Genomic DNA, 22,207 nt, shown 5'->3' on the forward strand with positions numbered 1-22,207 from the left:
TCCCCCTCACCCGTATCGCATCTGCCGATGCGATGCGGCCTCTCCCCGCAAACGGGGAGAGGCGAAGAAGGGAAAGTCCCCCATGCTTCTCGACCGCCGCTCGCTGCTCGCCTCGTTCTGCTGGATGGCCGCGTCTCCCGCACTTGCCGCGGAGGCGTGGCCCGAGTTCGAGTCCTACGAGCGCGAGAGCGGCGGGCGGGTCGGGGTCTACGCCGAAAATCTCGCGACCGGCGCAAGGCTCGCCTGGCGCGCCGACGAACGCTTCGTGATGTGCTCGACCTTCAAGGCCTCGCTCGCGGCCTGCGTGCTGGTGCGGGTCGATCGCGGCGAGGAGCAGCTTGCGGCCACGATCCCTTACGGCCAGGCCGACCTGCTGGAGTACGCCCCGGTCGCCAAGCAGAATCTCGCGGCCGGCGGGATGTCGGTCGCTGACATGTGCAAGGCCATCGTCGAGCTCAGCGACAACACCTGCGCCAATCTGCTGCTGGCGCGGGTCGGCGGGCCCGCCGCGCTCACCGCGTTCTGGCGATCGATCGGCGATGCCACCTCGCGGCTCGACCACAATGAGCCCGAGCTCAACCGCTCGCCGCCGGGCGATCCCCGGGACACCACGACGCCGGCGGCGATGGCCGGCAATCTGAAGCGGTTGGTGGTGGGCGAGGCGCTGTCGCCGGCCTCGCGTGCCCAACTCACCGAATGGATGGTCGGCTGCAAGACGGGCGCGAACCGGCTGCGCGGTGGCCTGCCGGCGGGCTGGAAGATCGGCGACAAGACCGGCAACAACGGCAGGGATGCCGCGGGCGACATCGCCGTCGTGTGGCCCAAGCCGGACGCACCGATCCTGATCGCGACCTATGTCCAGGGCGGGGCGCCGACCGCGGCCCAGATCGAGGCCGTGTTCGCACGCATCGGGCGCATGGTGGCCGAACGGCTGACGTGAGCCGCACCGCATTGACCTTGCGATTGCTTCCGGGCCAAGACAGGCCATGATCGCAGCGAAATTCCAGACCTTCCTCATCCTGCTCGCGGTGCTGGCGGGCACCGCGCTCGCCGCCCGCCGCTTCAATATCGCGCCCGCCATCCTGCTGATGCTGTCCGGCGTCGGCCTCGCCTTCGTGCCGGGCATGCCACCGGTCGAACTGCCGCCGGAGCTAGTGCTGCTGATGGTGCTGCCGCCGCTGATCTACTCGGCGAGCGTCGCGATGAGCTGGCGCGAGTTCAGAAACAATCTGCGCCCGATCGTGCTGCTCGCGGTCGGCGCGGTGATCTTCACGGCGGCCATGGTGGCCGCCGCCACGCACTATCTGATCGGCCTGCCCTGGACCATCGGCTTCCTGCTCGGGGCCATTGTCGCGCCGCCCGACGTGGTGGCGCCGCTCGCGATCGCGCGCCGGCTGAACATGCCGCGCCGGCTCCTCGTCATCCTCGAGGGCGAGGGGCTCGCCAATGACGCCACCGCGCTGATCCTCTACCGTTTCGCGCTCGCGGCCATCATGGTCGGCCATTTCTCGCTGCCGCTGGCGGCGGGCGAGTTCGCCCTCATCGTCGCCGGCGAGATCGCCTTCGGCATCGGCGTCGGCTGGCTTTCCCTGCGCTTCCGCAAATGGTCCGGGGACCCGCAGGTCGAGCTGACGCTGTCGCTGATCACGCCGTACGTGTCCTACTGGCTGCCCGAGCATGTCGGCGGCTCCGGCGTGATCGCGACGGTGGCCTGCGGCCTCTATGTCAGCTGGAACGGCCCGCTGCTGATCTCGTCGGCGACGCGCCTGCAAGGCATCTTCTTCTGGGATCTCATCATTTACCTGATCGAGGGCCTGCTGTTCCTGCTCACCGGCTTCCAGATGCGCGCGCTCTATGAGAAGTCGAAGGCGTTTCCGCTCGAGGACGTCCTGATCGCGACCGCCGTCGTCCTGCTGATCATCGTGATCGCCCGCTTCGCCTGGCTCTATCCGGCGACCTATCTGCCGCGGATGCTCAGCAAGTCGCTGCGCGAGCGCGACCCCTCGCCGCCATGGCAATGGCCCTTCGCGCTCGCATTCACCGGCGTCCGCGGCGCCGTGTCGCTGGCGGCCGCGCTGGCGCTGCCGTTCACGCTGCCCAGCGGCGAGGCCTTCCCCTATCGCGACCTGATCCTGTTCGTCGCCTTCGGCGTCATCTTCGTCACGCTGATCGGTGTCGGCCTGACGCTGCCGCCGGTGGTGCACTGGCTCGGCGTCGCCGAGGCTGGGCGCAACGAGCATGTCGCCGAGCACGAGGCCGAGATCGCCGCGCGCCGCCAGGCCCTCGACGCCGCACTGAAATCGCTCGACGCGCTCACCGCGGAGAAAGAAGTGTCCGACGAGGTGATGCGCCTGTTGCGCGCGCGCCACGAGATCCGTGTCAATCAGCTCCCCGATGCGCTCGATCCCACCTATCACGACGTTTCCGCCGCCGGCACCGCGCTGACCCGCGAGCTGATCGCCGCCGAGCGCAAATTCATCCACGATCTCCTGCGCAACGGCGAGATCACCGACGAGACGCGCCGCCGGATCGAGCGCGACCTCGATCTGGAGGAGGCGAGCCTGGCAAACCGGGAGTATCGGGGGGCGCCGCTGTAGCAGCCCGTCATTGCGAGCGTAGCAGCAGCTATCGCCTCTCGCAGAACTCCCCGACTGCTGCCGCCACAGCTTGCGCCATCAGCTCCTGCCGCTCCGGCGAATTCATCTCCATCTCCTCGTCGCGGTTGATGATCGAGCCGGCCTCGAGCAGTACGGCAGCACTCCGCGTCCGCGACAGCACGACGAGTCCATCATAGCGGTAGACGCCGACATCCTTGTCGAGCAGCTGATGCCGGTAACGGCCCATCACCGGCAGGGTGTACTGGCTGGCGTAATGCAGGCTTTGCTCTTTCAACTGCCGGCCGATCATCCGCGCCAGCATCAGGCTGGTGGTGAAGTGCGGGTTCTGCCGCGAGACGAACAATGAATAGCCGGAGAAGCGGTCGCTGAAATAGCTCTTTACGCCCTCGAATTCCCAGGTCTCGAGCAATTTATCCGGCACCGAATCGTGGTGGATCGACAGGAACAGATCGGCCCGGCCGTCATTCGCGGCATTGACGCGTTTGAACAGGCTCGGCCGCGCCTTGCCGTCCGTGACGAGCAGGCGGGTTGCGGCAAAGCCTTCGGACGTGAGTCTGGCCGTGATGAGTCTTGCGAGGTGAAGGTTGAAGCCGAATTCCGGATCATTGCGCGCGCTCAATGCGCCGTAGGAGTCCGGGGTGTGCCCGACATCCACGACGATCCGGAATTTCGACATCTCGCATTTGGCCGATGACTGCGGTTTCGGCCTGGGTTTCGCAACCTTTCGCGCCGCAGCGGCTTGACCGCTATCAACAGCCACAAGCGACGGCAGCAGGATCGACGCGACCAGCCCCGCGATGATCCAGCGCGATAGCCTCAAGCGCTACTCCGCTGCCGCGATCCTGGGACGGCCGACGAAGCCCGCGACATCGCCGAAACGCTCCAGCATCACCGCGGGCAGATCCTTGGCTTTGCTCGTGACGCAGGCGCCGGAGCGCACCGCATAACGATCCTGATGGGCGGCCTGCGGCGGCGGCTCGCCCTGTTGAAGCGCGCGCGCCAGGTCCATCACGACTTTGCGGAAATGCATGATGCCGAGATCGGTCGGGCCCAGATGCTCGCGGGTGCGGTCGGCGATCGGGCCCTGGCTGTCCTGCACGGCAGCATCCTGCTCAGAGACGCCCTTGATGCCGGTGTAGCTCCTGGTCTTCTGGAGCTTGCGGTCGATCAGATAATCGTTGCCCTTGTGGCGCAGCGGCACATAGTTTTCGTCGACCTCCGCGATCACGCCGTTGCCGCGGTCATATGCGTCGCGCTCGGCTTGCGTCAGCGGCCGTTCCGGATTCCACGCATAGGTGTAGATCCAGCAATTGGTGTCGGTGACGGGAACGAAGGTCTGGCCAAAGATGTTCTCGCCCGGCATCGCACTCGGCGCATAGGCGTGGAACGGCATCAGGAACTGCGCAATGCGCCAGTAGATGTTGTCGCCACCGGTGAGCCGGCCGCCGGCAATCGTCAGCCCCGCCTCGTGCGCGCTGATCTTGATCACGGGACGCGGGTCTTCCGCGATCCAGCGCATGTGATCGCTCGACATCCGCGCGAGCGGATTCACAAAATGCTTCTTGATGTCGAGAATCTCGTTCTCCTCCTTGTCGAAGGAGAGATGGGCGAAGGTGAAATGCGCCGTGTCGATCGAGCCTTCCAGCGCCTGCACCCAGTTGCAGTCCTGCCATTTCTTGCTGACATGGCGATGCGAGGCCGGCAGCAGCGCCATTTCGAGATCGGGCAGCTCGGGCATGGCGTCAGCGGGGCCCATATAGGCCCAGATCATCTCACCCCATTCGCGCGCCGGATAGGACTTGATGCGGATCAGGTCCTTGGCGTTGAGATCCGGATACGACGTCGGCATGTCGACGCATCGACCGTCGGTGTCGAACTTCCAGCCGTGATAGACACAGCGGATACCGCATTCCTCGTTGCGCCCGAGCCAGAGATTGGCGCCGCGGTGCGGGCAGTATTGGTCGATGACGCCGACGACACCTCTGCTGTCACGGAAAGCGAGCAGCTCCTCGCCGAGCACCGTGATCTTCTTCGGCTCGCCGTCGGGCTCGGGGAGTTCTTCGGACAGCAGGACGGGAATCCAGAAGCGGCGCAGCAGCTCACCCATCCCCGTCCCGGGACCGGACTCGGTCAGGAACTTGTTATCCTCGGCGCGGAGCATGGCGGATCCTCCCGATTTATTTTTTGGGAAGATTGGCGCGGCAGCGCGAAGACGTCAACGCGGAGAATCTACCGTAGGGCTGACAAAGTCGCAAAAGCAACGTGTCCACCGATTTCGCGGAGATTGCGGATGGTGGGCACGCTTCGCTTTGCCAGCCTACCGCACTGTTTGCTACACCGGCCGCTCCCCGTTCACGGTCACGCGCGTGCCCGAACGGGTGTGCGGCCAGTAGTCCCACATCGCGCGGTGCTGGGTGCAGCGGTTGTCCCAGAACGCAATGGCGTTCTCGGTCCAGCGGAAGCGGCACTGGAACAGCGGGTTCTCGGCGTGCTGGTAGAGATAGGCCAGCATCGCGTCGCTCTCGTCGCGGGGGATGCCGTTGATGTGGCGGGTGAAGCCGCGGTTGACGTAGAGCGCCTTGCGGCCCGTGACCGGATGGGTGCGCACCACGGGATGCTCGGCACTCGGATAGGACGGGCGGTCGGCGACGCCGTAATTCGCATAGAGCCCGCGATAGATCGGCTCGCCGTCATGCAGCGCAGTCAGCCCGTCGAGATAGGCCTTCATGCGGTCCGACAACGCCTCATAGGCCGCGTACATGTTGGCGAACAGCGTGTCGCCGCCGCGCGGCGGGCATTGCTTGATGTAGAGGATCGAGCCCATCGGCGGCTCGAGATCGCAGGACACGTCGGAGTGCCAGGCCTCGCCGTTGGCGCGCGGCGAGTTCTTGTCGGCGTAGATCTTCATCAGCGCCGGATCTTCATCCTCGTGCGGCGCAGCGGGATGGAAATGCAATTCGCCGAACTTACGGCCGAAGGCCAAATGCTGCTTCGGCGTGATGTGCTGGTCGCGGAGGAAGATGACGAGGTTTTCGGCAAGCGCGCGATGGATCTCGTCCATCTGCCTGATAGAGCGGGCGTCGCCATCGACGAGCTGGCCGATGTCGACGCCGGAGATTTCCGCACCGATGACGGGGGTCAGTTTCTCGACAGCGATGGTTTCATACGGCGCGCCGTCCTCGGCCGTGTGGCGATAGCGCGGGCCCTGCTTGCCGGCGAGTGAGCTCATGGCGTGTCTCCCGATCGTCTTGATTGGGAACATGGTAGCTCTTGGTGGCAGAAGCGCAATCTGCGCCGCAAACACAGCCGTCATCCCGGACAAGCGCAAGCGCAGATCCGCCATCCATAACCACAGGATTAAGGCTGACGAAGACTCGGAGTGACAGCCTGCCATGACCACGAAACGTCGCGGTTATGGATCCCGGATCGGCGCGCGCTTAGGGCGCGCTTGTCCGGGACGACAGCTGAGGCTGTCGCGCTAGCGGAGTGACGTCACTCCGCCGCGGTCACCGGCACCTTGGCGCCCTGGCCGTAGCGCTGGTCGATATAGTCGATCACCAGCGCCTTGAAGTCGGCGGCGATGCCGGGGCCGCGCAGGGTGCGGAACTTCTTGCCGTCGACGAACACGGGCGCGGCCGGCGCTTCGCCGGTGCCGGGCAGCGAGATGCCGATATTGGCGTGCTTGGATTCACCGGGGCCGTTGACGATGCAGCCCATCACGGCGACGTTGAGCTCCTCGACGCCGGGATATTTCGTTTTCCAGGCCGGCATCTCGTCGCGGATGAAATCCTGGATCGAGCGGGCGAGCTCCTGGAATGTGGTCGAGGTGGTGCGGCCGCAGCCGGGGCACGCCGCAACCAGCGGCACGAAGGTGCGGAAGCCCATGGTCTGCAAGAGTTCCTGGGCGACCTGCACCTCGCGGGTGCGGTCACCGCCGGGCTCCGGCGTCAGCGAAATGCGGATGGTATCGCCGATGCCCTGCTGCAACAGGATGCCGAGCGCGGCCGAGGAGGCGACGATGCCCTTCGAGCCCATGCCAGCCTCGGTGAGGCCGAGATGGATGGCGTAATCCGAGCGCGACGCGAGGTCCTGATAGACCGCGATCAGATCCTGCACCGCCGAGACTTTTGCGGAGAGAATGATGCGATCCTTGGGCATGCCGAGTTCCTGGGCCCGCGCCGCCGAGAGCAGCGCCGACTGCACCATCGCCTCGCGCGTCACCGCGCGCACGTCGCGCGGATTCGGCGACGCGGCGTTCTCGTCCATCAGCTTGGTCAGCAGCTCCTGATCGAGCGAGCCCCAATTGGCGCCGATGCGGACCGGCTTGTTGTTCTTGTTGGCGATCTCGATGATGTCGGCGAACTGGGTATCGCGCTTGTCCTTGAAGCCGACATTGCCGGGATTGATGCGGTACTTGGCGAGCGCCTCGGCGCAGGCCGGATGCTCGGCGAGCAGCTTGTGGCCGATATAGTGGAAATCGCCGATCAGCGGCGTGGTGATGCCGCGCTTGGCGAGGCCGTCGCGGATGTGCGGAACAGCGGCGGCGGCTTCCTCGCGGTCCACGGTGATGCGGACCATTTCGGAGCCGGCGCGCGCGAGCGCTGCGACCTGGGCGATGGTGCCGTCGATATCGGCGGTGTCGGTGTTCGTCATCGACTGCACGACGATCGGCGCACCGCCGCCAACGGCGACGTCGCCAACCTTCACCTGGGTGGTCTGGTGCCGGGGCGCCGGGCCCGCGAGGTCGGAATCGATGGAGGTTTCGAGCTTGTTCATGGGGTCCAAATATCAGGTTTTGGTGGCGTTCAGCAATGCATCGCGCGGCGCCGCAGCCACTTGGCGGTATCCCTTTGAATTCGAAGTTCGCCTCCCTCGCGGCGCCTCTGAGCGAACTTCGAATTCAAAAGGATACCAAGAACTTATGAATCGAGTGCGGCCTCCGGTTCAGGCGCTCCCTTACGAGCTCGCGGCAGCGGGAGAGGGAGCTCCTGAACGGCCGCACTCGGACGGTTAACCAGAAAAAGCCCAGCAATTACAAGGACGGCAGCCGCCCCGAACGCCAGGCTCAAGGTGTCGTGCATGATGAAATAGCTACCCACCACGCCAAACAAAGGGGTGATGAAGGTAAAAGCCGACAATTTGCTGGCCGAATAGGTCTTCACCAGTGCGAACCAAAGCGTGAACGTGGTTCCCACCACCCAGATCGCCTGAAAGGCCAAGAGGCCAAGGGTAAGCGGCGACGGCGTGTGGGTGATGGATTCGCCGAACAGCCAGGCAGCCGCGCCCAGGATCGGAATCGAGGTCGCGACCTGATAGCCCAGCGCTTTCTCGGGCGCGGCAAAGCGCAGTCGCGTGCCCTTGGCGACCAGCGTGGTCGCAGCCCAGAGCGACGCGCCACCGACGATCATGAGATCGCCGAGCAGAACGTGCGTATCCACATTGGCCTGCGGGACGCCGATCGCGAGCGCGACGCCGGCAAAGCTGATCGCCAATCCCAGCCATTGCGACCCGCCCAGCCGCTCGCCGAGCATCTGGTAGGAGCCGAGCGCGACGAAGAATGGCGCGGTGTAGAGGAACACGACCGCGCGGGAGGCTGAGGTCAGGCGCAGGCCCTGGAAAATCAGCACGAACTCGATGCCGAACATCAGTCCGGCGATGAGGCCGGGCTTCCAGGTGTCGTCATTCTCGAAGAATTTGACGCCGCGAAACGTGCCGACCAGGAACAGCACCGGCAGCGCGCCGATCGAGCGGATCATCGCCTGCAGCATCGGCGGAACATCCGGCAGCACCAGCTTCACCGCGATCTGGTTGAAGCCCCAGGTCAGGCACAGCATGAGCATCAGGGCGATGGCGCCGGCACTGAGGGGGCGACCGGCGGACGGGATGGCTTGAGGTGCGGACATGTCTTCCTGGGATCCGGCTTTGCGCCGTTGTTGCTTTATGCAGCTTTCTGGCAATGGGTGCAGACGCCCGTGATCTCCACCACGGACAATTTGGGAGCGAAGCCTGAGCTGCGCGCCGCGGCGTTGAGGTCCTTGGCGAAGGAGCCCGACGGAATCTCGCCGACGAGGCCGCAGCGCTCGCAGATCAGGAACGCCACCGCCGAGGTCGAATCGTGGTCGTGGGCGGCGCAGGCGAGATAGGCGTTGCGGCTTTCGATGCGGTGCACGAGGCCGTTGGCCATCAGGAAATCGAGCGCACGATACACCGTGATCGGCGCCGGCCGCGGCATCGATTTTGCCAGTTCGTCGATCACCTCGTAGGCGCCGAGCGGACGGTGGCTGGAGAGCAAGGCCCCCAGCACCTGGCGCCGGATCGGCGTGAATTTCTGCGCGCGAGCCCCGCAAACCGCCTCGGCATGCGCCAGCGCATCCGCAGTGCAGCGGCCGTGGTCATGGTCGGGCGCGGGAAAGGCCGGCTTTGCGAGGGTCATGTCGGCAGTGTTGTAGCATTTTGGCGATGGAACCCAAAGCGCGACCGCAGCGCGGCTGCCAGCCATGCTGTTGCTGCGGGACAGCATCGCGTTAATCCGCCATGAAATAATCATAAGCTTGCTTATTATATCCCAAGCTCATTGGAGACCAAGCTTATGACCCGCGGGTCTGTCGACCAGAACTTCCTGTTCACGCTCGGCGAACTCTACCGCCTGCTGCGCGTCTATGCCGACAAGGAGGCCTCGCGCTTCGGTATCACCCGCGCGCAATGGGCGGTGCTGTCCAAGGTCGAGCGCAGCGAGGGCATGAAGCAATCGGAACTCGCCGAGCTGCTGGAGATGCAGCCGATCACGCTGACGCGGCTGATCGACAAGCTCTGTGACAACGACTGGATCGAACGGCGCAGCGATGCCAAGGACCGCCGCGTCAACCGCCTTTTTCTCAAGAAAGCCGGACGGCAGTTGCTCGGCAAGATGAGCGGCCTGAAATCCGAGCTCACGGCGAACGCGCTCGACGGCATCAATCCGGCGGACGCCCACCGCCTCCTCACCCAACTCGAAACAATCAAGGAAAACGTGCGCAACGCGATCCAGGCCTCTGGGGCGGAACAAGCGCGTAAGGAGCAGCGCTATGGCTGATCAGGTTCTCAAATTTCAGCCCGAGCAGAAGGCCGACAGCGGCAAGCCGACCAAGAAGGCCGGCACCGACCCGCGCCGCCGCTTCGTAGCCGGCCTGCGCCGCTATCGCCGCTTCCTGCTGATGGTCGTGCTGCCTGTCGTCGTCGCGATCGGCGGCCTCACCTTCTATCTCAATGGCGGCCGCTATGTCGGCACTGACGATGCCTATGTCGGCGCGCAGAAGGTGCTGGTGACGCCCGACATCTCGGGCAAGATCCAGAAGGTCGTGGTGAAGGAGGGCCAGTCGGTCAAGCAGGGCGACGAGCTGTTCGAGATCGATCCGGTGCCGTTCCGCCTCGCGGTGGACGAGGCCAAGGCGCAACTCGCCCAGGCGCGGACCACCTACGACAACCTCATCGCCAACATCAAGATCTACGGCGACATGCTCGATCTCGCCCAGAAGGGCGTCGACTTGAAGCAGCGCGACGTCGAGCGGAAGCAGGCGCTGGTGAAGAACAATTACGGCTCGCAGCTCGATCTCGACAACGCCTCGAACGCGCTGGTGACCGCAGGCGCGCAGGCGCAGTTCATCAAGCAGCAGCTCTCCAACGCCAAGACGCAGTTGCTCGGCGACCCCGAGCTGCCGCTGGAAAAATTCCCGCCTTACGTCCAGGCCAAGGCCAAGCTCGAAGACGCCCAGCGCAATCTCGACCACACTGTGCTGCGGGCGCCGATGGATGGCATTGCGACACAGGTGGACCAGATCCAGCTCGGCCGCTTCGTGGCCGCCGGCACGCCGGTGTTTTCCATCATCGACGCCGCCCACCCCTGGGTCGACGCCAACCCGAAGGAGAGCGACCTCACCTATGTCACCGAGGGACAGCCTGTCACCCTCGAGGTCGACGCGTTCCCGAACCACGTCTTCAAGGGCAAGATCGGCTCGCTCTCGCCCGGCACGGGCGCGCAATTCGCGATCCTGCCGCCGCAGAACGCCACCGGCAATTTCGTCAAGGTCGTGCAGCGCGTGCCGGTCCGGATCTATTTCGACGAGACCGACAACTACGTGCGGAAGCTGAAGGCCGGCATGAGCGTCTATGCCACCATCGACACCGGCCACAAGCGCTCGCTCGCCGGCCTGTTCGGCCTGTCGGCGACAGCGGCTCAGGACAAGGAGGACTGATCCGATGTCCGGTCCCAATGCCAGCCTGATGGTGCCCGGCCTGCGCCGGAACATGGTGACGATCTGCGCCATGACCGCGACCATCATGCAGGCGCTGGACACCACCATCGCCAACGTCGCGTTGCCCTACATGCAGGGCACGCTGTCGGCCTCGCAGGACCAGATCAACTGGGTGCTGACCTCCTACATCGTCGCCGCCGCGATCATGACGGCGCCGGTGGGGTGGATATCCAACCGCTTCGGTCGCAAGCGCATCTTCATCATCTGCTCGGCCGGCTTCACTTTCGCATCCGTGCTGTGCGGCCTCGCGCAGGACATCAACCAGATGGTGCTGTTCCGCCTGCTGCAAGGCGTGTTCGGTGCAGCGCTGGTGCCGCTGTCGCAGTCGGTGATGCTCGACTATTACACGCTCCAGGAACGCGCCAAGGCGATGTCGATCTGGGGCATGGGCGTGATGATGGGGCCGATCATGGGTCCATCGCTCGGCGCCTGGCTCACCGAGACCTATTCCTGGCACTGGGTGTTCTTCGTCAATCTGCCGTTCGGTGCGATCACCGTGCTGGGGCTCGCCGTCTTCATGGACGAGACCGAGAAGAACCTCAGCCTCAAGTTCGACTGGTTCGGCTTCGGCGCGCTGGCGATTGCGATCGGCGCGCTCCAGCTCGCGCTCGACCGCGGCGAGCAGCTCGACTGGTTCGAGTCGGTGGAGATCGTGACCGAATTCATCATCTCGGGCATCGCCTTCTATTACTTCTTCGCGCACTCCCTGACGACATCGCGGCCGTTCATCCAATTCTCGCTGTTTCGGGATCGCAACTTCCTGACCGGCTGCATCTTCATGACGGTGATGGGCCTCGTGCTGTACTCGACCATGGCGCTGGCCTCGCCTTACTTGCAGAACGTCATCGGCTATCCCATCATCACCGCCGGCGGACTGCTCGCAAGCCGTGGCTTCGGCACCTTCTTCGCGATGATGATGGTCGGCCGCATCATGCGCTACATCGAGGCGCGCACGCTGATCATCGCCGGCCTGACGCTGACGGCGGCCTCGCTGTTCCAGATGACCGGCTGGACCGACCAGACCCAGGTTCCGGAGATCGTCATCGTCAGCGTGATCCAGGGCTTCGGCTTCGGCCTCGTCTTCGTGCCGCTCTCGACGGTGGCGTTCCTGACGCTGCCGAACCATTTGCGCACCGACGGCACCTCGATGCTGACGCTGCTGCGCAACGTCGCAAGCTCGGTCGGCATCTCCATCGTGATTGCCGAGCTGACGCAGGGCACGCGCAAGACCTACGCGATCCTGTCCGAGCACATCAACCCGTTCAACCACGCCCTCCAGATGCCCGACGTCCGCGGCCTGCTCAACCTCTCGACCGATGCCGGCCGCGCCCTGGCGGACCGGATGGTGAACGTGCAGGCGCAGATCATCGCGTTCGCGCATGACTACCAGGTCATCATGATCTTCATCCTCTGCACCATCCCGCTGGCGCTGATGATCGGCTCCACCAAGGCGACGCTGCGCAAGCAGGCGGCCGGACCGGAACACGCGGTGCTGGAGTAGCCACAGGTGTCATGCCCCGGCTTCACCGGGGCATCCCGTAAGCCGCGGCCTTTCCGCATCCCACGAACGTCTCTGGAATACCGGGCGCGAGTTCCTACAACAACTCCTCGCAGCCCAGATCCTCGACTGCCATCATCACCCGCTCCAGATTATTCCACCAGATCAGCGGCGGGATGTTGATGCTCCATTGCCAGACCGGCTTGGTGATCTGCCAGAGCACCGACAGACGATAGTCCTGATCGAGCGCGCCGCGCGTGTAGCCGCTGATACCGTTGGCCATCAGCATCTCGTGGTAGCGATTGAGCAACGGCCGCTCGAGGGCCTGCCGTTGCTCCGGATACCATTGGATCGCCATCATGTAGGCGAGGTCAGTCGTCGGCACGTTGATGCGCCACTGGTCGAAATCGAACATGCGCACGGTATCTGCGGCGCCCGGGCGCGGCAGCAGGAAATTCCAGATATGAGCATCGCCATGGGCAATGCTGATGTGACGCCGTGACTGATAGCGCTGGGACAGCCGGGCCGAATGCTCGATCAGGCGGCGATAGAGGGTGCGGCGCTCTTCGGCGAGGCGGTCGCCGAGCAGATCGGCAAAACGGTCATAATGACCGGCGAAGGTCTCCATGTGCTGCGCACGGTCCTCGGCGCTCGCCCAGCTGCCGACGGTGTCACCCAGACCGGGATGGTCCCACCATGCCGCATGCCAGCGCGCCAGTGTCGTCATGATGGCCATCGCCTGCTCACGCGACGGCGGCAGCGGCCATTGGGTTGCGACCACATGGCTGTCGGTGAGATCTTCGAGCAGGAGATGCCAGGCCTGGGTCTCCTCGTCGAAGCTCCCGTCGAAGCAGCGCGGCGCGAGCCCCTGCGGCATGCTCGGCGCAAGCTGTGTGTAGAAGGCCACCTCGTGCCGACCGGCATCGGCAAGCGATTTTGCGAAAGCGGCATGGGCCGTCTTCAGGATCAGCGATTGCGGCGCGCCGGAGGACTCCCCGACATAGCGGAGGCCGAGGCGGATGATGTGCGACACGACGGTGTCGCGCTGGTGCAGCACCTTCACCTCTCGGACGGCACCAGCATCCAGCACGCCGGCCTTGCGCAGCGCGGCTGTCAGTTGGGCCGGCTCAAGCACGGCCGGCAGTCGTGGAGGTGTCATAGCCATGATGCCCCTGCCCCGCGCCATACTGCACGATCACGAGTCCCAGCACCAGCGGACGGCCCGATGCCCGGCGTCACGCCGCCGCGGTCGAATCCCGCACGGTGCGAACCACGACCGAGCGGAGCTGTTCGAGATTGGCCGCCATGCCGGCGATCGCCTGCCTGACCTCCGCGGCGCGCTCGTTCACGGAGGCGGCGTCGCGGCTGACATTGCCGATCTTGGCAGAGACTTCCTTCGCCGCGGACGCCGATTCCGAGATCGACCGGGCGATCTCCCGGGTCGCGGCGTCCTGCTCCTCCATCGCCGCAGCGACCGATGTCGCCACGCCGTCGATCTCGACGATGTGGCCTCCCATGGTTTCGACGGCATCCACGGCAGCCTGCGTCGAAGCCTGAATCTCGGCAATCAGGCGCCCGATCTCCTCGGTGGATTTGGCGGTCTGGTCCGACAGCGATTTCACCTCGGCGGCGACCACCGCGAAGCCGCGGCCCGCCTCGCCGGCGCGCGCAGCCTCGATCGTGGCGTTGAGCGCCAGCAGATTGGTCTGGCCGGCGATTCCGCCGATGAGGTCGGAGACTTCCGCGATCTTCTTCACCGCGCCCGCCAGCGCCTGGATGGTCGACCGCGCCTGCTCGCGGCCGGCGACCGCCGATTTGGTGACCGTCGAGGTGCGCGCCACCTGGGTTGCGATCTCCCGGATCGAGGCGCTCAGCTCCTCGGCCGCCGCCGAGACGGTCTGCGAGCTGCCCAGCGCCTGGGTGGAAGCCGCCGCCACCGCCTGCGACTGCGCGGACAGCGATCTCGCGATCTCGGACAGGCTGGAGGCGGCCCGCTCGACGCCCTGGCTCGCCGCACTCGCGGTGTCGACCGAGCGGCCGGTCTCGCGCTCGACGGTCTCGGCCATCTGATGCAGGGCGCCGCGCTTGGCCAGCGCGGCCTCCTGCTCCTTGCGCAACTGCTCCTCGCGCAGACGGGAATTCTCGACCGCCCCCTGCTTGAACACTTGGAGCGCCCCCGCCATCGAGCCGACCTCGTCCTGGCGGTGCGCGAACGGAATCTCGACGGCGAGATCGCCGGTCGCGAGCTTCTGCATCGTATCCGTCATGCGCACGATCGGGCGCACCACGCCAAGCGCAACGCCGAGCAGGCCCGCGGCAATGAAGGCGAGGACGGCAGCGGAGACGCCGAGGAGCACATAGAGCATCGAACTGTCGCGATCCGCCGCCAGCTTCTCCATGGCGGCATTCTGCTTGTTGGCGCTCTCGACGATGCTGTCGATGACGGCGCGATGCGCGGTGTAGGCGTCCTTGAGCTGCGCATAGGCGCGTTCGGCAGCGGCCATGTCCTTGGCCTTGAGGGCTGGCAGGAGCTGGTCGGACGCCTTCCAGAATTTCTGCACCTCGGCGTCGGACTTCGACACCAGGGCGGTCTTCAGGTCGGCCGACAGGCTGGAGCCGGTCCAGAACGCCTTGCGCTCGTCGTAATCCTTGCGGAGCTGGACCAGCCGTTCGCCATGGGCCCCCAGCTGGTCCGGCTCGCGCATGGCCAGCGTGGCCTCGAGATAGGCCTCGATGACATATTCCGGCGGGGGCAGGATGTCGGCGATGAGGTCGTTGCCGAGCTTGATATCGGAATAGAGCGGGCCGCCGACCTTGAGCTCGCGCAGGGCATAGAGGCTGGTGGAGACCACCGCGGTGAAGCCGATGGCGAGAACGATCCCGAACGCAATGATCGCGGAGGAAAGCGAAAGACGAATTTTCATGGAACAATCCAATGGTGCCGGTCAGAAATCCAAATGGATCCTAAACGACTGCGGTAAACACGGGATTGCTTCACGCAAAGATTGTACGGCGCGGGCACCGGAAAACTACGGGAAAAGGCGTCGGGGCGAGTGACTTCAGATACGGAGGACTGCCCGCCCCTCCGCCGCCCTCCTCCCGGACCAGCGCTCTGCTTCGCTGCGCTTGTCCGGGACGGCACTGGAGTTACATGTCGAAGAACACCGTCTCGTGGTCGCCCTGCAGGCGCAGGTCGAGGCGATAGACCGCTCTGTCCGCTTCGCGCACGGCGGTCAGCGTGGCGCGGCGGTCGGCCGGCACCAACGCCAGCACGGGGTCATCGGCGTTGCCGGCTTCGTCGCTGAAATAGATCCGGGTGTAGAGGTGCCGCAGCATGCCGCGCCCGAACACTGCGAGCACGATGTGCGGCGCCTGCGGCTTGCCGTCGGGATCCGGCACCACGCCCGGCTTGATGGTGTCGAACGAATAATTGCCATCCTTGTCGGTGCCGCAGCGAGCAAAGCCGCGGAAGCTGGCGTTCGGCAGCGCGCGCTTGTCCTGCGGGTCGGCAAAGCGGCCCTGCGCGTCCGCCTGCCAGATCTCCAGCATGACATCAGGCACGACGACGCCGTCGCCGTCGAACACCCGGCCCTCGATGCGGATGCGGTCGCCGCTGACATCGGGCGTCAACGTCGAGTTGGTGAACGCGTCGTTCCAGGCGTATTCGCCGTTCGGAGTCAGGCCGTATTTGAAGAACGGACCGACGGTCTGCGATGGCGTGATCCCGCTGTCCTTCACATTGTCCTGCACTTAATGGTTCTCCATAGGCGTGGCGTTCTTGCCGCGCAGCACGATGTCAAAGCGGTAGCACAGCGCCCATTCGGGCTGGGTGTTCTCGAGATCAAACGAGGAAACCATGCGCGCCCGCGCCTTCTCGTCCGGCACCGAGTTGAAGATCGGATCAAACGGGAACAGCGGGTCGTTCGGGAAGTACATCTGCGTCACCAGGCGCGTGACGAAGGAATGGCCGAACACCGATAGATGGATGTGGGCGGGACGCCAGGCGTTGTGGTGATTGCCCCAGGGGTAGGCGCCCGGCTTGATGGTGACGAAGCGGTAATAGCCGGCAGCATCGCTCACGGTGCGGCCCGCACCGGTGAAATTCGGATCGAGCGGCGCCGGATGCTGGTCGCGGACATGGACATAGCGGCCGCAGGAATTGGCCTGCCAGATCTCGACCAGCGAATTGGGCACGCCGCGGCCGTCCTCGTCGCGGACATGGCCGTGGACGATGATGCGCTCGCCGATCGGCTCGCCGCTGTGCTGGGTGGTGAGGTCGTTGTCGCCCTCGCGCACGGTCTCATGGCCGTAGACCGGACCGGTCAGCTCGGACAGGGTGTGGCGCATCGGGATCAAGGGCTTGTTCGGCGCGCGCTTGATCGAGCTCTTGTAGTCGGGCGACAGCGGCAGCGGATGCGCCTTGTTGCTCTCGGTGGGATAGATGAATGTCATTGGCGAACTCCTCCCCGGCCATTTGGTCCGGCCGGGCAACGCTTCCGCCAATCATTATAGGATATAACTAATTGGAGGAAGCGGGTTTGGCGGCCCTGCCTTTCTTTACCTCGCCCCGCTTGCGGGGAGAGGTCGGATCGCATCGCGAGATGCGATCCGGGTGAGGGGGTACAGGTCCCACAGCGATCTCATCCGCGGAGGAGGCCCCTCACCCCAACCCTCTCCCCGTAAGAACGGGGCGAGGGAGAGGAGAGACCGTCAGTTCAGCTTCTCGATCGCAACCGCCACGCCCTGGCCGACGCCGACGCACATGGTGGCGAGCGCGAGCTTGCCGCCGCGCTTTTCCATGCCGTGCACGGCGGTGAGCGCGAGGCGCGCACCGCTCATGCCGAGCGGATGGCCGAGCGCGATCGCGCCGCCATGCGGATTGACGTAGTCGGCATCATCGGCGACGCCGAGCTGGCGCATGCAGGCGATGCCCTGCGAGGCGAAGGCCTCGTTGAGCTCGATCAGGTCGAAATCGCTGATCTTCTTGCCGAGCCGCTCCATCAGCTTGCGGGTCGCCGGCACGGGACCGATGCCCATGATACGCGGCGGTACGCCGGCCGAGGCGAGGCCGAGAATGCGGGCGCGCGGCGTCAGGCCATGCTTCTTCACCGCAGCTTCCGACGCAAGGATCATGGCGGCGGCGCCGTCATTGACGCCGGAGGCATTGCCAGCGGTGACCGTGCCGGGATTGCGCACGATCGGCTTCAGTTTTGCCAATCCTTCCAGCGTCGTCTCGGGGCGCGGATGCTCGTCCTTGTCGATCGTGACGGGGCCGGCCTTGCCGCCAGGAATGGTGATCGGGGTGATTTCTTCGGTGAAGTAACCTGCCGCAATCGCGGCGCCCGCGCGCTGCTGCGAGCGGATCGCGAAAGCGTCCTGGTCGGCGCGCGAGACCTGGAATTCCTCGGCGACGTTCTCGCCGGTCTCCGGCATCGCATCGACGCCGTACTGCGCCTTCAGCAGCGGATTGATGAAGCGCCAGCCAATCGTGGTGTCAAAGATCTCGGCCGAGCGGGAAAAGGCTTCCTGCGCCTTGCCCATCACGAACGGCGCGCGGGTCATGGACTCGACGCCGCCGGCGATCGCAAGCTCAATCTCGCCGGAGCGGATGGCGCGCCCCGCAGCACCAACCGCGTCGAGACCGGAGGCGCAGAGCCGGTTCAGGGTCTGGCCGGGAACCGAATCCGGAAGGCCCGCCAGCAGCAGCGCCATGCGCGCGACATTGCGGTTGTCTTCGCCAGCCTGGTTGGCGCAGCCGAAGAAGACCTCGTCCACCTGCGCCCAGTCAAGGTTGGGGTGCTTCGCCATCAGCGCCTTGATCGGGGCTGCGGCGAGGTCGTCGGTGCGTACCTTCGCGAGCGAGCCGCCGAAACGGCCGATCGGGGTCCGTACGGCATCGCAGATAAAGACGTCACGCATCGTTGTTCTCCCTGAATGCCGCGGTCCGGCCGAAATTCTTTAATGTCCGCGGAGTTTTAGGAGGGCGCCCGCGGCAGGTCAATTGACGGTTTCCTGCGTGTTCCGGAGGACGCGCACGCTCGCCACGCATGCCACGGTGCGGACAGCGTGGAAAACCCGCCCTCCCCGGCCAAACCGATAGGAGCAGGTGCCGAAATTTTGTAGGTTGCGCCGCCCATGACGATGCAACAGCCGATCCCCGCTCCGCCCCCCGACGACGCGCCCGCGCCGCCGGCGGAAGCCGCCGCGCGGGTCACGCCGATGATGGAACAATACCTCGAGATCAAGGCCGCGCATCCGGGCCTGCTGCTGTTCTACCGGATGGGCGATTTCTACGAGCTGTTCTTCGAGGACGCCGAGATCGCCTCGAAAACGCTCGGCATCGTCTTGACCAAGCGCGGCAAGCATCAGGGCAACGATATCCCGATGTGCGGCGTGCCCGTCGAGCGCTCCGAGGATTATCTGCATCGCCTGATCTCAGCCGGCCATCGTGTCGCCGTCTGCGAGCAGACCGAGGATCCTGCGGCGGCGAAAGCGCGCGGCAACAAGAGCGTGGTCCGCCGCGGCGTGGTGCGGCTGGTCACCCCGGGCACGCTGACCGAGGACACGCTGCTCGATGCGCGCGCCAACAATTATCTGCTGGCGATCGCGCGGGCGCGCTCGTCCGCAGGCGGCGACCGCTTCGGCCTCGCCTGGATCGATATCTCGACCGCCGAATTCACCGTGATGGAATGTTCGGGCGGCGAACTCGCCGCGACGCTGGCGCGCATCAACCCGAACGAGGCGATCGTCTCCGACGCGCTCTATAGTGACAGCGAACTCGGACAGACCTTGCGCGAACTGCCGGCGGTGACGCCGCTGACCCGCGACATCTTCGACGGCGCCACCGCCGAGAAGCGGCTGTGCGACTACTTTGCCGTGGCGACCATGGACGGGCTGGCGCAGCTCACGCGCCTGGAGGCCACCGCCGCGGCCGCGGCCGTCACCTATGTCGACCGCACCCAGGTCGGCAGGCACCCGCCGCTGTCGCCGCCGGCGCGCGAAGCCTCCGGCGCCACCATGGCGATCGATCCCGCCACCCGCGCCAATCTCGAATTGACGCGCACGCTCGCCGGCGAGCGCCGCGGCTCGCTGCTCGATGCGATCGACTGCACGGTGACTTCGGCCGGATCGCGCCTGCTCGCCCAACGCCTCGCTGCGCCGCTGACCGATGCGCCGGCGATTGCGCGGCGGCTTGATGCCGTCAGCACCTTCGTTGCCGACTCGGCCGCGCGCGAAGACATCCGCAGCATCTTGCGCGGCGCGCCCGACATGTCGCGCGCGCTGGCGCGTCTCTCGGTCGGCCGTGGCGGCCCGCGCGACCTTGCCGGCATCCGCGACGGCATCATCGCCGCCGACCAGGTGCTGGCGCGTCTTGCCGAGCTCGAGCAGCCGCCGCAGGAGATCGCCGCGGTGATGGCGGCCTTGCAGCGCCCATCGCGCGAGCTCGCATCCGAGTTTGCCAGCGCCCTTGACGAGCAGCTGCCGCTGATCAAGCGCGATGGCGGCTTCGTGCGCCAGGGCTATGAGCCCGCGCTCGACGAAGCCCGAAACCTGCGCGATGCCTCACGCCTCGTGGTCGCCTCGATGCAGGCGCGCTACGCCGACGATACCGGCGTCAAGGCCCTCAAGATCCGCCACAACAATGTGCTCGGCTATTTCGTCGAGGTCACCGCGCAGCACGGCGACAAGCTGATGTCGGCGCCCTTGAACGCGACCTTCATCCATCGCCAGACACTGGCGGGCCAGGTGCGCTTCACGACTGCCGAGTTGGGAGAGATCGAAGCCAAGATCGCCAATGCCGGCGACCGCGCGCTCAACCTCGAGCTCGAGATTTTCGAGCGGCTCTGCGCCAAAGCACTGGAGATCAGCGACGATCTGCGCGCGGCGGCGCACGCTTTTGCGCTGCTCGACGTCGCGACGTCGCTGGCAAAACTCGCGGTCGACGACAATTATGTGCGGCCGGAAGTCGATGGCTCGCTCGGCTTTGCGATCGAGGCCGGCCGCCATCCCGTGGTCGAACAAGCCCTCAAGCGCAATGGCGAGCCGTTCATCGCCAATGCCTGCGATCTGTCGCCGGCCCCTGGCCGAAAGTCCGGCCAGCTCTGGCTGCTCACCGGTCCGAACATGGCCGGCAAGTCGACCTTCCTGCGCCAGAACGCGCTGATTGCGCTGTTGGCGCAGATCGGCAGCTTCGTGCCAGCGACGCGCGCGCGGATCGGCATCGTCGACCGCCTGTTCTCGCGTGTCGGGGCCGCCGACGATCTCGCCCGCGGCCGCTCCACCTTCATGGTGGAGATGGTCGAGACCGCCGCGATCCTCAACCAGGCCGGCGAGCGCGCGCTGGTGATCCTCGACGAGATCGGCCGCGGCACCGCGACCTTCGACGGCCTCTCGATCGCCTGGGCCGCGATCGAGCATCTGCACGAGAGCAACCGCTGCCGCACGTTGTTCGCGACGCATTATCACGAGCTGACCGCGCTGTCGGCCAAGCTGCCGCGGATGTTCAACGCCACGGTGCGGGTGAAGGAATGGCAGGGCAACGTCGTGTTCCTGCACGAGGTGCTGCCGGGCTCGGCCGACCGCTCCTACGGCATCCAGGTCGCCAAGCTCGCCGGCCTGCCGCCAGCCGTGATCACGCGCGCCAAATCGGTGCTGGCAAAGTTAGAGGCGCAGGACCGCGGCCAGACCGCCCGCGCGCTCGCCGATGATCTGCCGCTGTTCGCGGTGCCCTCGCGCGCCGCCGCGGAAGCTGCGCCGCCGACCGAGGCGGAGCTGTTGATGGACGCGGTGAAGGCGCTGCACCCCGACGAAATGTCCCCGCGCGAGGCGCTCGATGCGCTCTATGCGCTGAAGGCCAAGCTGCCGAAACAGTGACGGAGGCGTACCCCGAATGAGTGGAGCGACATCCGGGGCGACTGTTCCCGCATATCGCTCCGCTCATGCCGGCTACGAGACCTCACACCGCCAGCCGCTTCCTCCGCCCCATCCACCACAGCGTCAGATTCCACGCGATGCAAGTGGCGAGCCCCATGCTGAGGCCGGCCACGGAGCCGAAGTTTGCCGCACCGAGATGCAGCACCGCGATCGCCATGCCGAATCCGAGCAGCCCCCAGGCGGAGTTGGCGAGCACGGCGGCGGTCGGCGGACCGCCGATGCGCGGATGCAGGATCACCATGATGCTGGTGAACACGATCGGGTAGAGCGCGATGACGCCGCTCACCCGCGGCCCGACCCAGCCGGAGGTCGACACCACGATCGCGACCAGCGTTGCCACCAGCGAGGCGCGGAACGGGATGTCGTACCAGCGGCGCGTCACCAGCGGCATCTTCGCATGGCGGTACTTTGCGAGCAGCGGAATGCAGATGCCGAAGGCAACCAGGTTCACGGCAAGACCGGCCGTCAAACTCCAGTCGAACAGGCGGATCATGGAGGCCAAGCCGATCCACACCGCAATCGCGCTTCCGACACTGACCAGCAGATTGTTCCGCTGCGCCAGCACGACATAGGTGAGCCCGAGGACGATCGTCGCGGCGTTGACCGGAAGGCTCGCCAGCGCGCCTTGCGCAATGAAGGCGGCGTCATGGTCGATCGCGAGAAAGACGTAGGACGGTCCCGCCGAGATCGGCAGCGTCGCCACCAGCGCGCCGATCACCGGGCCGGAGCGTTCGGTGATGATCGAGGCCGACACCACGAACGCCGCGGCGATAGCCATGCGCAGGAGAAGAACGAGAATGAAGTGGAGATCGGGGGACATTTTTTTCTTTTTACCTCCCCTGGAGGGGGAGGTTCGGCTCGCAGCG

18 protein-coding genes are annotated in these 22,207 nt (G+C 65.7%); 6 read left to right on the top strand and 12 right to left on the bottom strand.

The window, feature by feature from the left end; translation table 11 throughout:
• Positions 1–82: 82 nt before the first annotated feature.
• Both bla and JJB99_RS35535 read left to right on the top strand, forming a co-directional pair.
• The gene (gene bla / locus JJB99_RS35530) at positions 83–940 is read left to right on the top strand and encodes a class A beta-lactamase (RefSeq protein WP_200496731.1); all 858 of its coding nucleotides are present in this window, start codon (positions 83–85) and stop codon (positions 938–940) included.
• Positions 941–986: 46 nt separating this feature from the next.
• A complete protein-coding gene (locus tag JJB99_RS35535; RefSeq protein WP_246775103.1) occupies positions 987–2,597 on the top strand; it encodes a Na+/H+ antiporter in 1,611 nt (536 codons plus the stop codon).
• Positions 2,598–2,625: 28 nt separating this feature from the next.
• On the opposite strand, the gene JJB99_RS35540 is transcribed toward JJB99_RS35535, so the two are convergent.
• The 6 genes from JJB99_RS35540 to JJB99_RS35565 form a co-directional block, all read right to left on the bottom strand.
• Positions 2,626–3,438, bottom strand: coding sequence for an N-acetylmuramoyl-L-alanine amidase (locus JJB99_RS35540; protein ID WP_200496732.1), 813 nt, complete (start codon positions 3,436–3,438; stop codon positions 2,626–2,628).
• A gap of 3 nt (positions 3,439–3,441) precedes the next feature.
• Positions 3,442–4,779 carry a Rieske 2Fe-2S domain-containing protein gene (locus JJB99_RS35545; protein ID WP_200496733.1) on the bottom strand — a complete coding sequence of 446 codons (1,338 nt, stop codon included), beginning with the start codon at positions 4,777–4,779 and terminating at the stop codon, positions 3,442–3,444.
• A gap of 171 nt (positions 4,780–4,950) precedes the next feature.
• Positions 4,951–5,847 carry a TauD/TfdA dioxygenase family protein gene (locus JJB99_RS35550; RefSeq protein WP_200496734.1) on the bottom strand — a complete coding sequence of 299 codons (897 nt, stop codon included), beginning with the start codon at positions 5,845–5,847 and terminating at the stop codon, positions 4,951–4,953.
• Between the two features lie 263 nt (positions 5,848–6,110).
• A complete protein-coding gene (ispG, locus tag JJB99_RS35555; protein ID WP_200496735.1) occupies positions 6,111–7,394 on the bottom strand; it encodes a flavodoxin-dependent (E)-4-hydroxy-3-methylbut-2-enyl-diphosphate synthase in 1,284 nt (427 codons plus the stop codon).
• 143 nt (positions 7,395–7,537) lie between these two features.
• A complete protein-coding gene (locus JJB99_RS35560; protein ID WP_246775355.1) occupies positions 7,538–8,521 on the bottom strand; it encodes a DMT family transporter in 984 nt (327 codons plus the stop codon).
• Positions 8,522–8,556: 35 nt separating this feature from the next.
• Positions 8,557–9,051, bottom strand: coding sequence for a Fur family transcriptional regulator (locus JJB99_RS35565; protein WP_200500444.1), 495 nt, complete (start codon positions 9,049–9,051; stop codon positions 8,557–8,559).
• Between the two features lie 156 nt (positions 9,052–9,207).
• Here JJB99_RS35565 and JJB99_RS35570 point away from each other — a divergent pair, with 156 nt between their 5' ends.
• From JJB99_RS35570 to JJB99_RS35580, 3 genes are read left to right on the top strand one after another with little or no spacing between them, the layout of a single operon-like run.
• Positions 9,208–9,690: a MarR family winged helix-turn-helix transcriptional regulator gene (locus JJB99_RS35570; RefSeq protein WP_200496736.1), complete on the top strand. Its 483-nt coding sequence runs from the start codon at positions 9,208–9,210 to the stop codon at positions 9,688–9,690.
• Positions 9,683–10,849 (top strand): HlyD family secretion protein, encoded by a 1,167-nt coding sequence (locus JJB99_RS35575; protein WP_200496737.1) that lies wholly within the window; start codon positions 9,683–9,685, stop codon positions 10,847–10,849. The genes JJB99_RS35570 and JJB99_RS35575 overlap by 8 nt, the downstream gene beginning before the upstream one ends.
• Before the next feature lie 4 nt (positions 10,850–10,853).
• Positions 10,854–12,410, top strand: a complete 1,557-nt coding sequence (locus tag JJB99_RS35580) for an MDR family MFS transporter (RefSeq protein WP_200496738.1) — start codon at positions 10,854–10,856, stop codon at positions 12,408–12,410.
• Positions 12,411–12,504: 94 nt separating this feature from the next.
• Here the strand turns inward: JJB99_RS35580 and JJB99_RS35585 are convergent, their stop codons facing one another.
• The 5 genes from JJB99_RS35585 to pcaF all read right to left on the bottom strand — a co-directional run bounded on the left by JJB99_RS35585 (position 12,505) and on the right by pcaF (position 18,326).
• Positions 12,505–13,593 (bottom strand): phosphotransferase, encoded by a 1,089-nt coding sequence (locus JJB99_RS35585; RefSeq protein WP_200496739.1) that lies wholly within the window; start codon positions 13,591–13,593, stop codon positions 12,505–12,507.
• Between the two features lie 49 nt (positions 13,594–13,642).
• A complete protein-coding gene (locus JJB99_RS35590; RefSeq protein WP_200496740.1) occupies positions 13,643–15,331 on the bottom strand; it encodes a methyl-accepting chemotaxis protein in 1,689 nt (562 codons plus the stop codon).
• 223 nt (positions 15,332–15,554) lie between these two features.
• Positions 15,555–16,157, bottom strand: a complete 603-nt coding sequence (pcaG, locus tag JJB99_RS35595; RefSeq protein ID WP_200496741.1) for a protocatechuate 3,4-dioxygenase subunit alpha — start codon at positions 16,155–16,157, stop codon at positions 15,555–15,557.
• Positions 16,158–16,859 carry a protocatechuate 3,4-dioxygenase subunit beta gene (pcaH, locus tag JJB99_RS35600; protein ID WP_200496742.1) on the bottom strand — a complete coding sequence of 234 codons (702 nt, stop codon included), beginning with the start codon at positions 16,857–16,859 and terminating at the stop codon, positions 16,158–16,160.
• Positions 16,860–17,117: 258 nt separating this feature from the next.
• The gene (gene pcaF, locus JJB99_RS35605) at positions 17,118–18,326 is read right to left on the bottom strand and encodes a 3-oxoadipyl-CoA thiolase (RefSeq protein WP_200496743.1); all 1,209 of its coding nucleotides are present in this window, start codon (positions 18,324–18,326) and stop codon (positions 17,118–17,120) included.
• A gap of 216 nt (positions 18,327–18,542) precedes the next feature.
• Here pcaF and mutS point away from each other — a divergent pair, with 216 nt between their 5' ends.
• Complete coding sequence (mutS, locus tag JJB99_RS35610) at positions 18,543–21,281, top strand: DNA mismatch repair protein MutS (protein ID WP_200496744.1); 2,739 nt, start codon at positions 18,543–18,545, stop codon at positions 21,279–21,281.
• 82 nt (positions 21,282–21,363) lie between these two features.
• Here the strand turns inward: mutS and JJB99_RS35615 are convergent, their stop codons facing one another.
• The gene (locus tag JJB99_RS35615; protein ID WP_200496745.1) at positions 21,364–22,161 is read right to left on the bottom strand and encodes a hypothetical protein; all 798 of its coding nucleotides are present in this window, start codon (positions 22,159–22,161) and stop codon (positions 21,364–21,366) included.
• Positions 22,162–22,207 lie beyond the last annotated feature (46 nt).

The sequence above is a fragment of the Bradyrhizobium diazoefficiens genome, from assembly GCF_016616235.1.
In the GTDB taxonomy this organism is placed as follows: Bacteria; Pseudomonadota; Alphaproteobacteria; order Rhizobiales; family Xanthobacteraceae; genus Bradyrhizobium; species Bradyrhizobium diazoefficiens_H.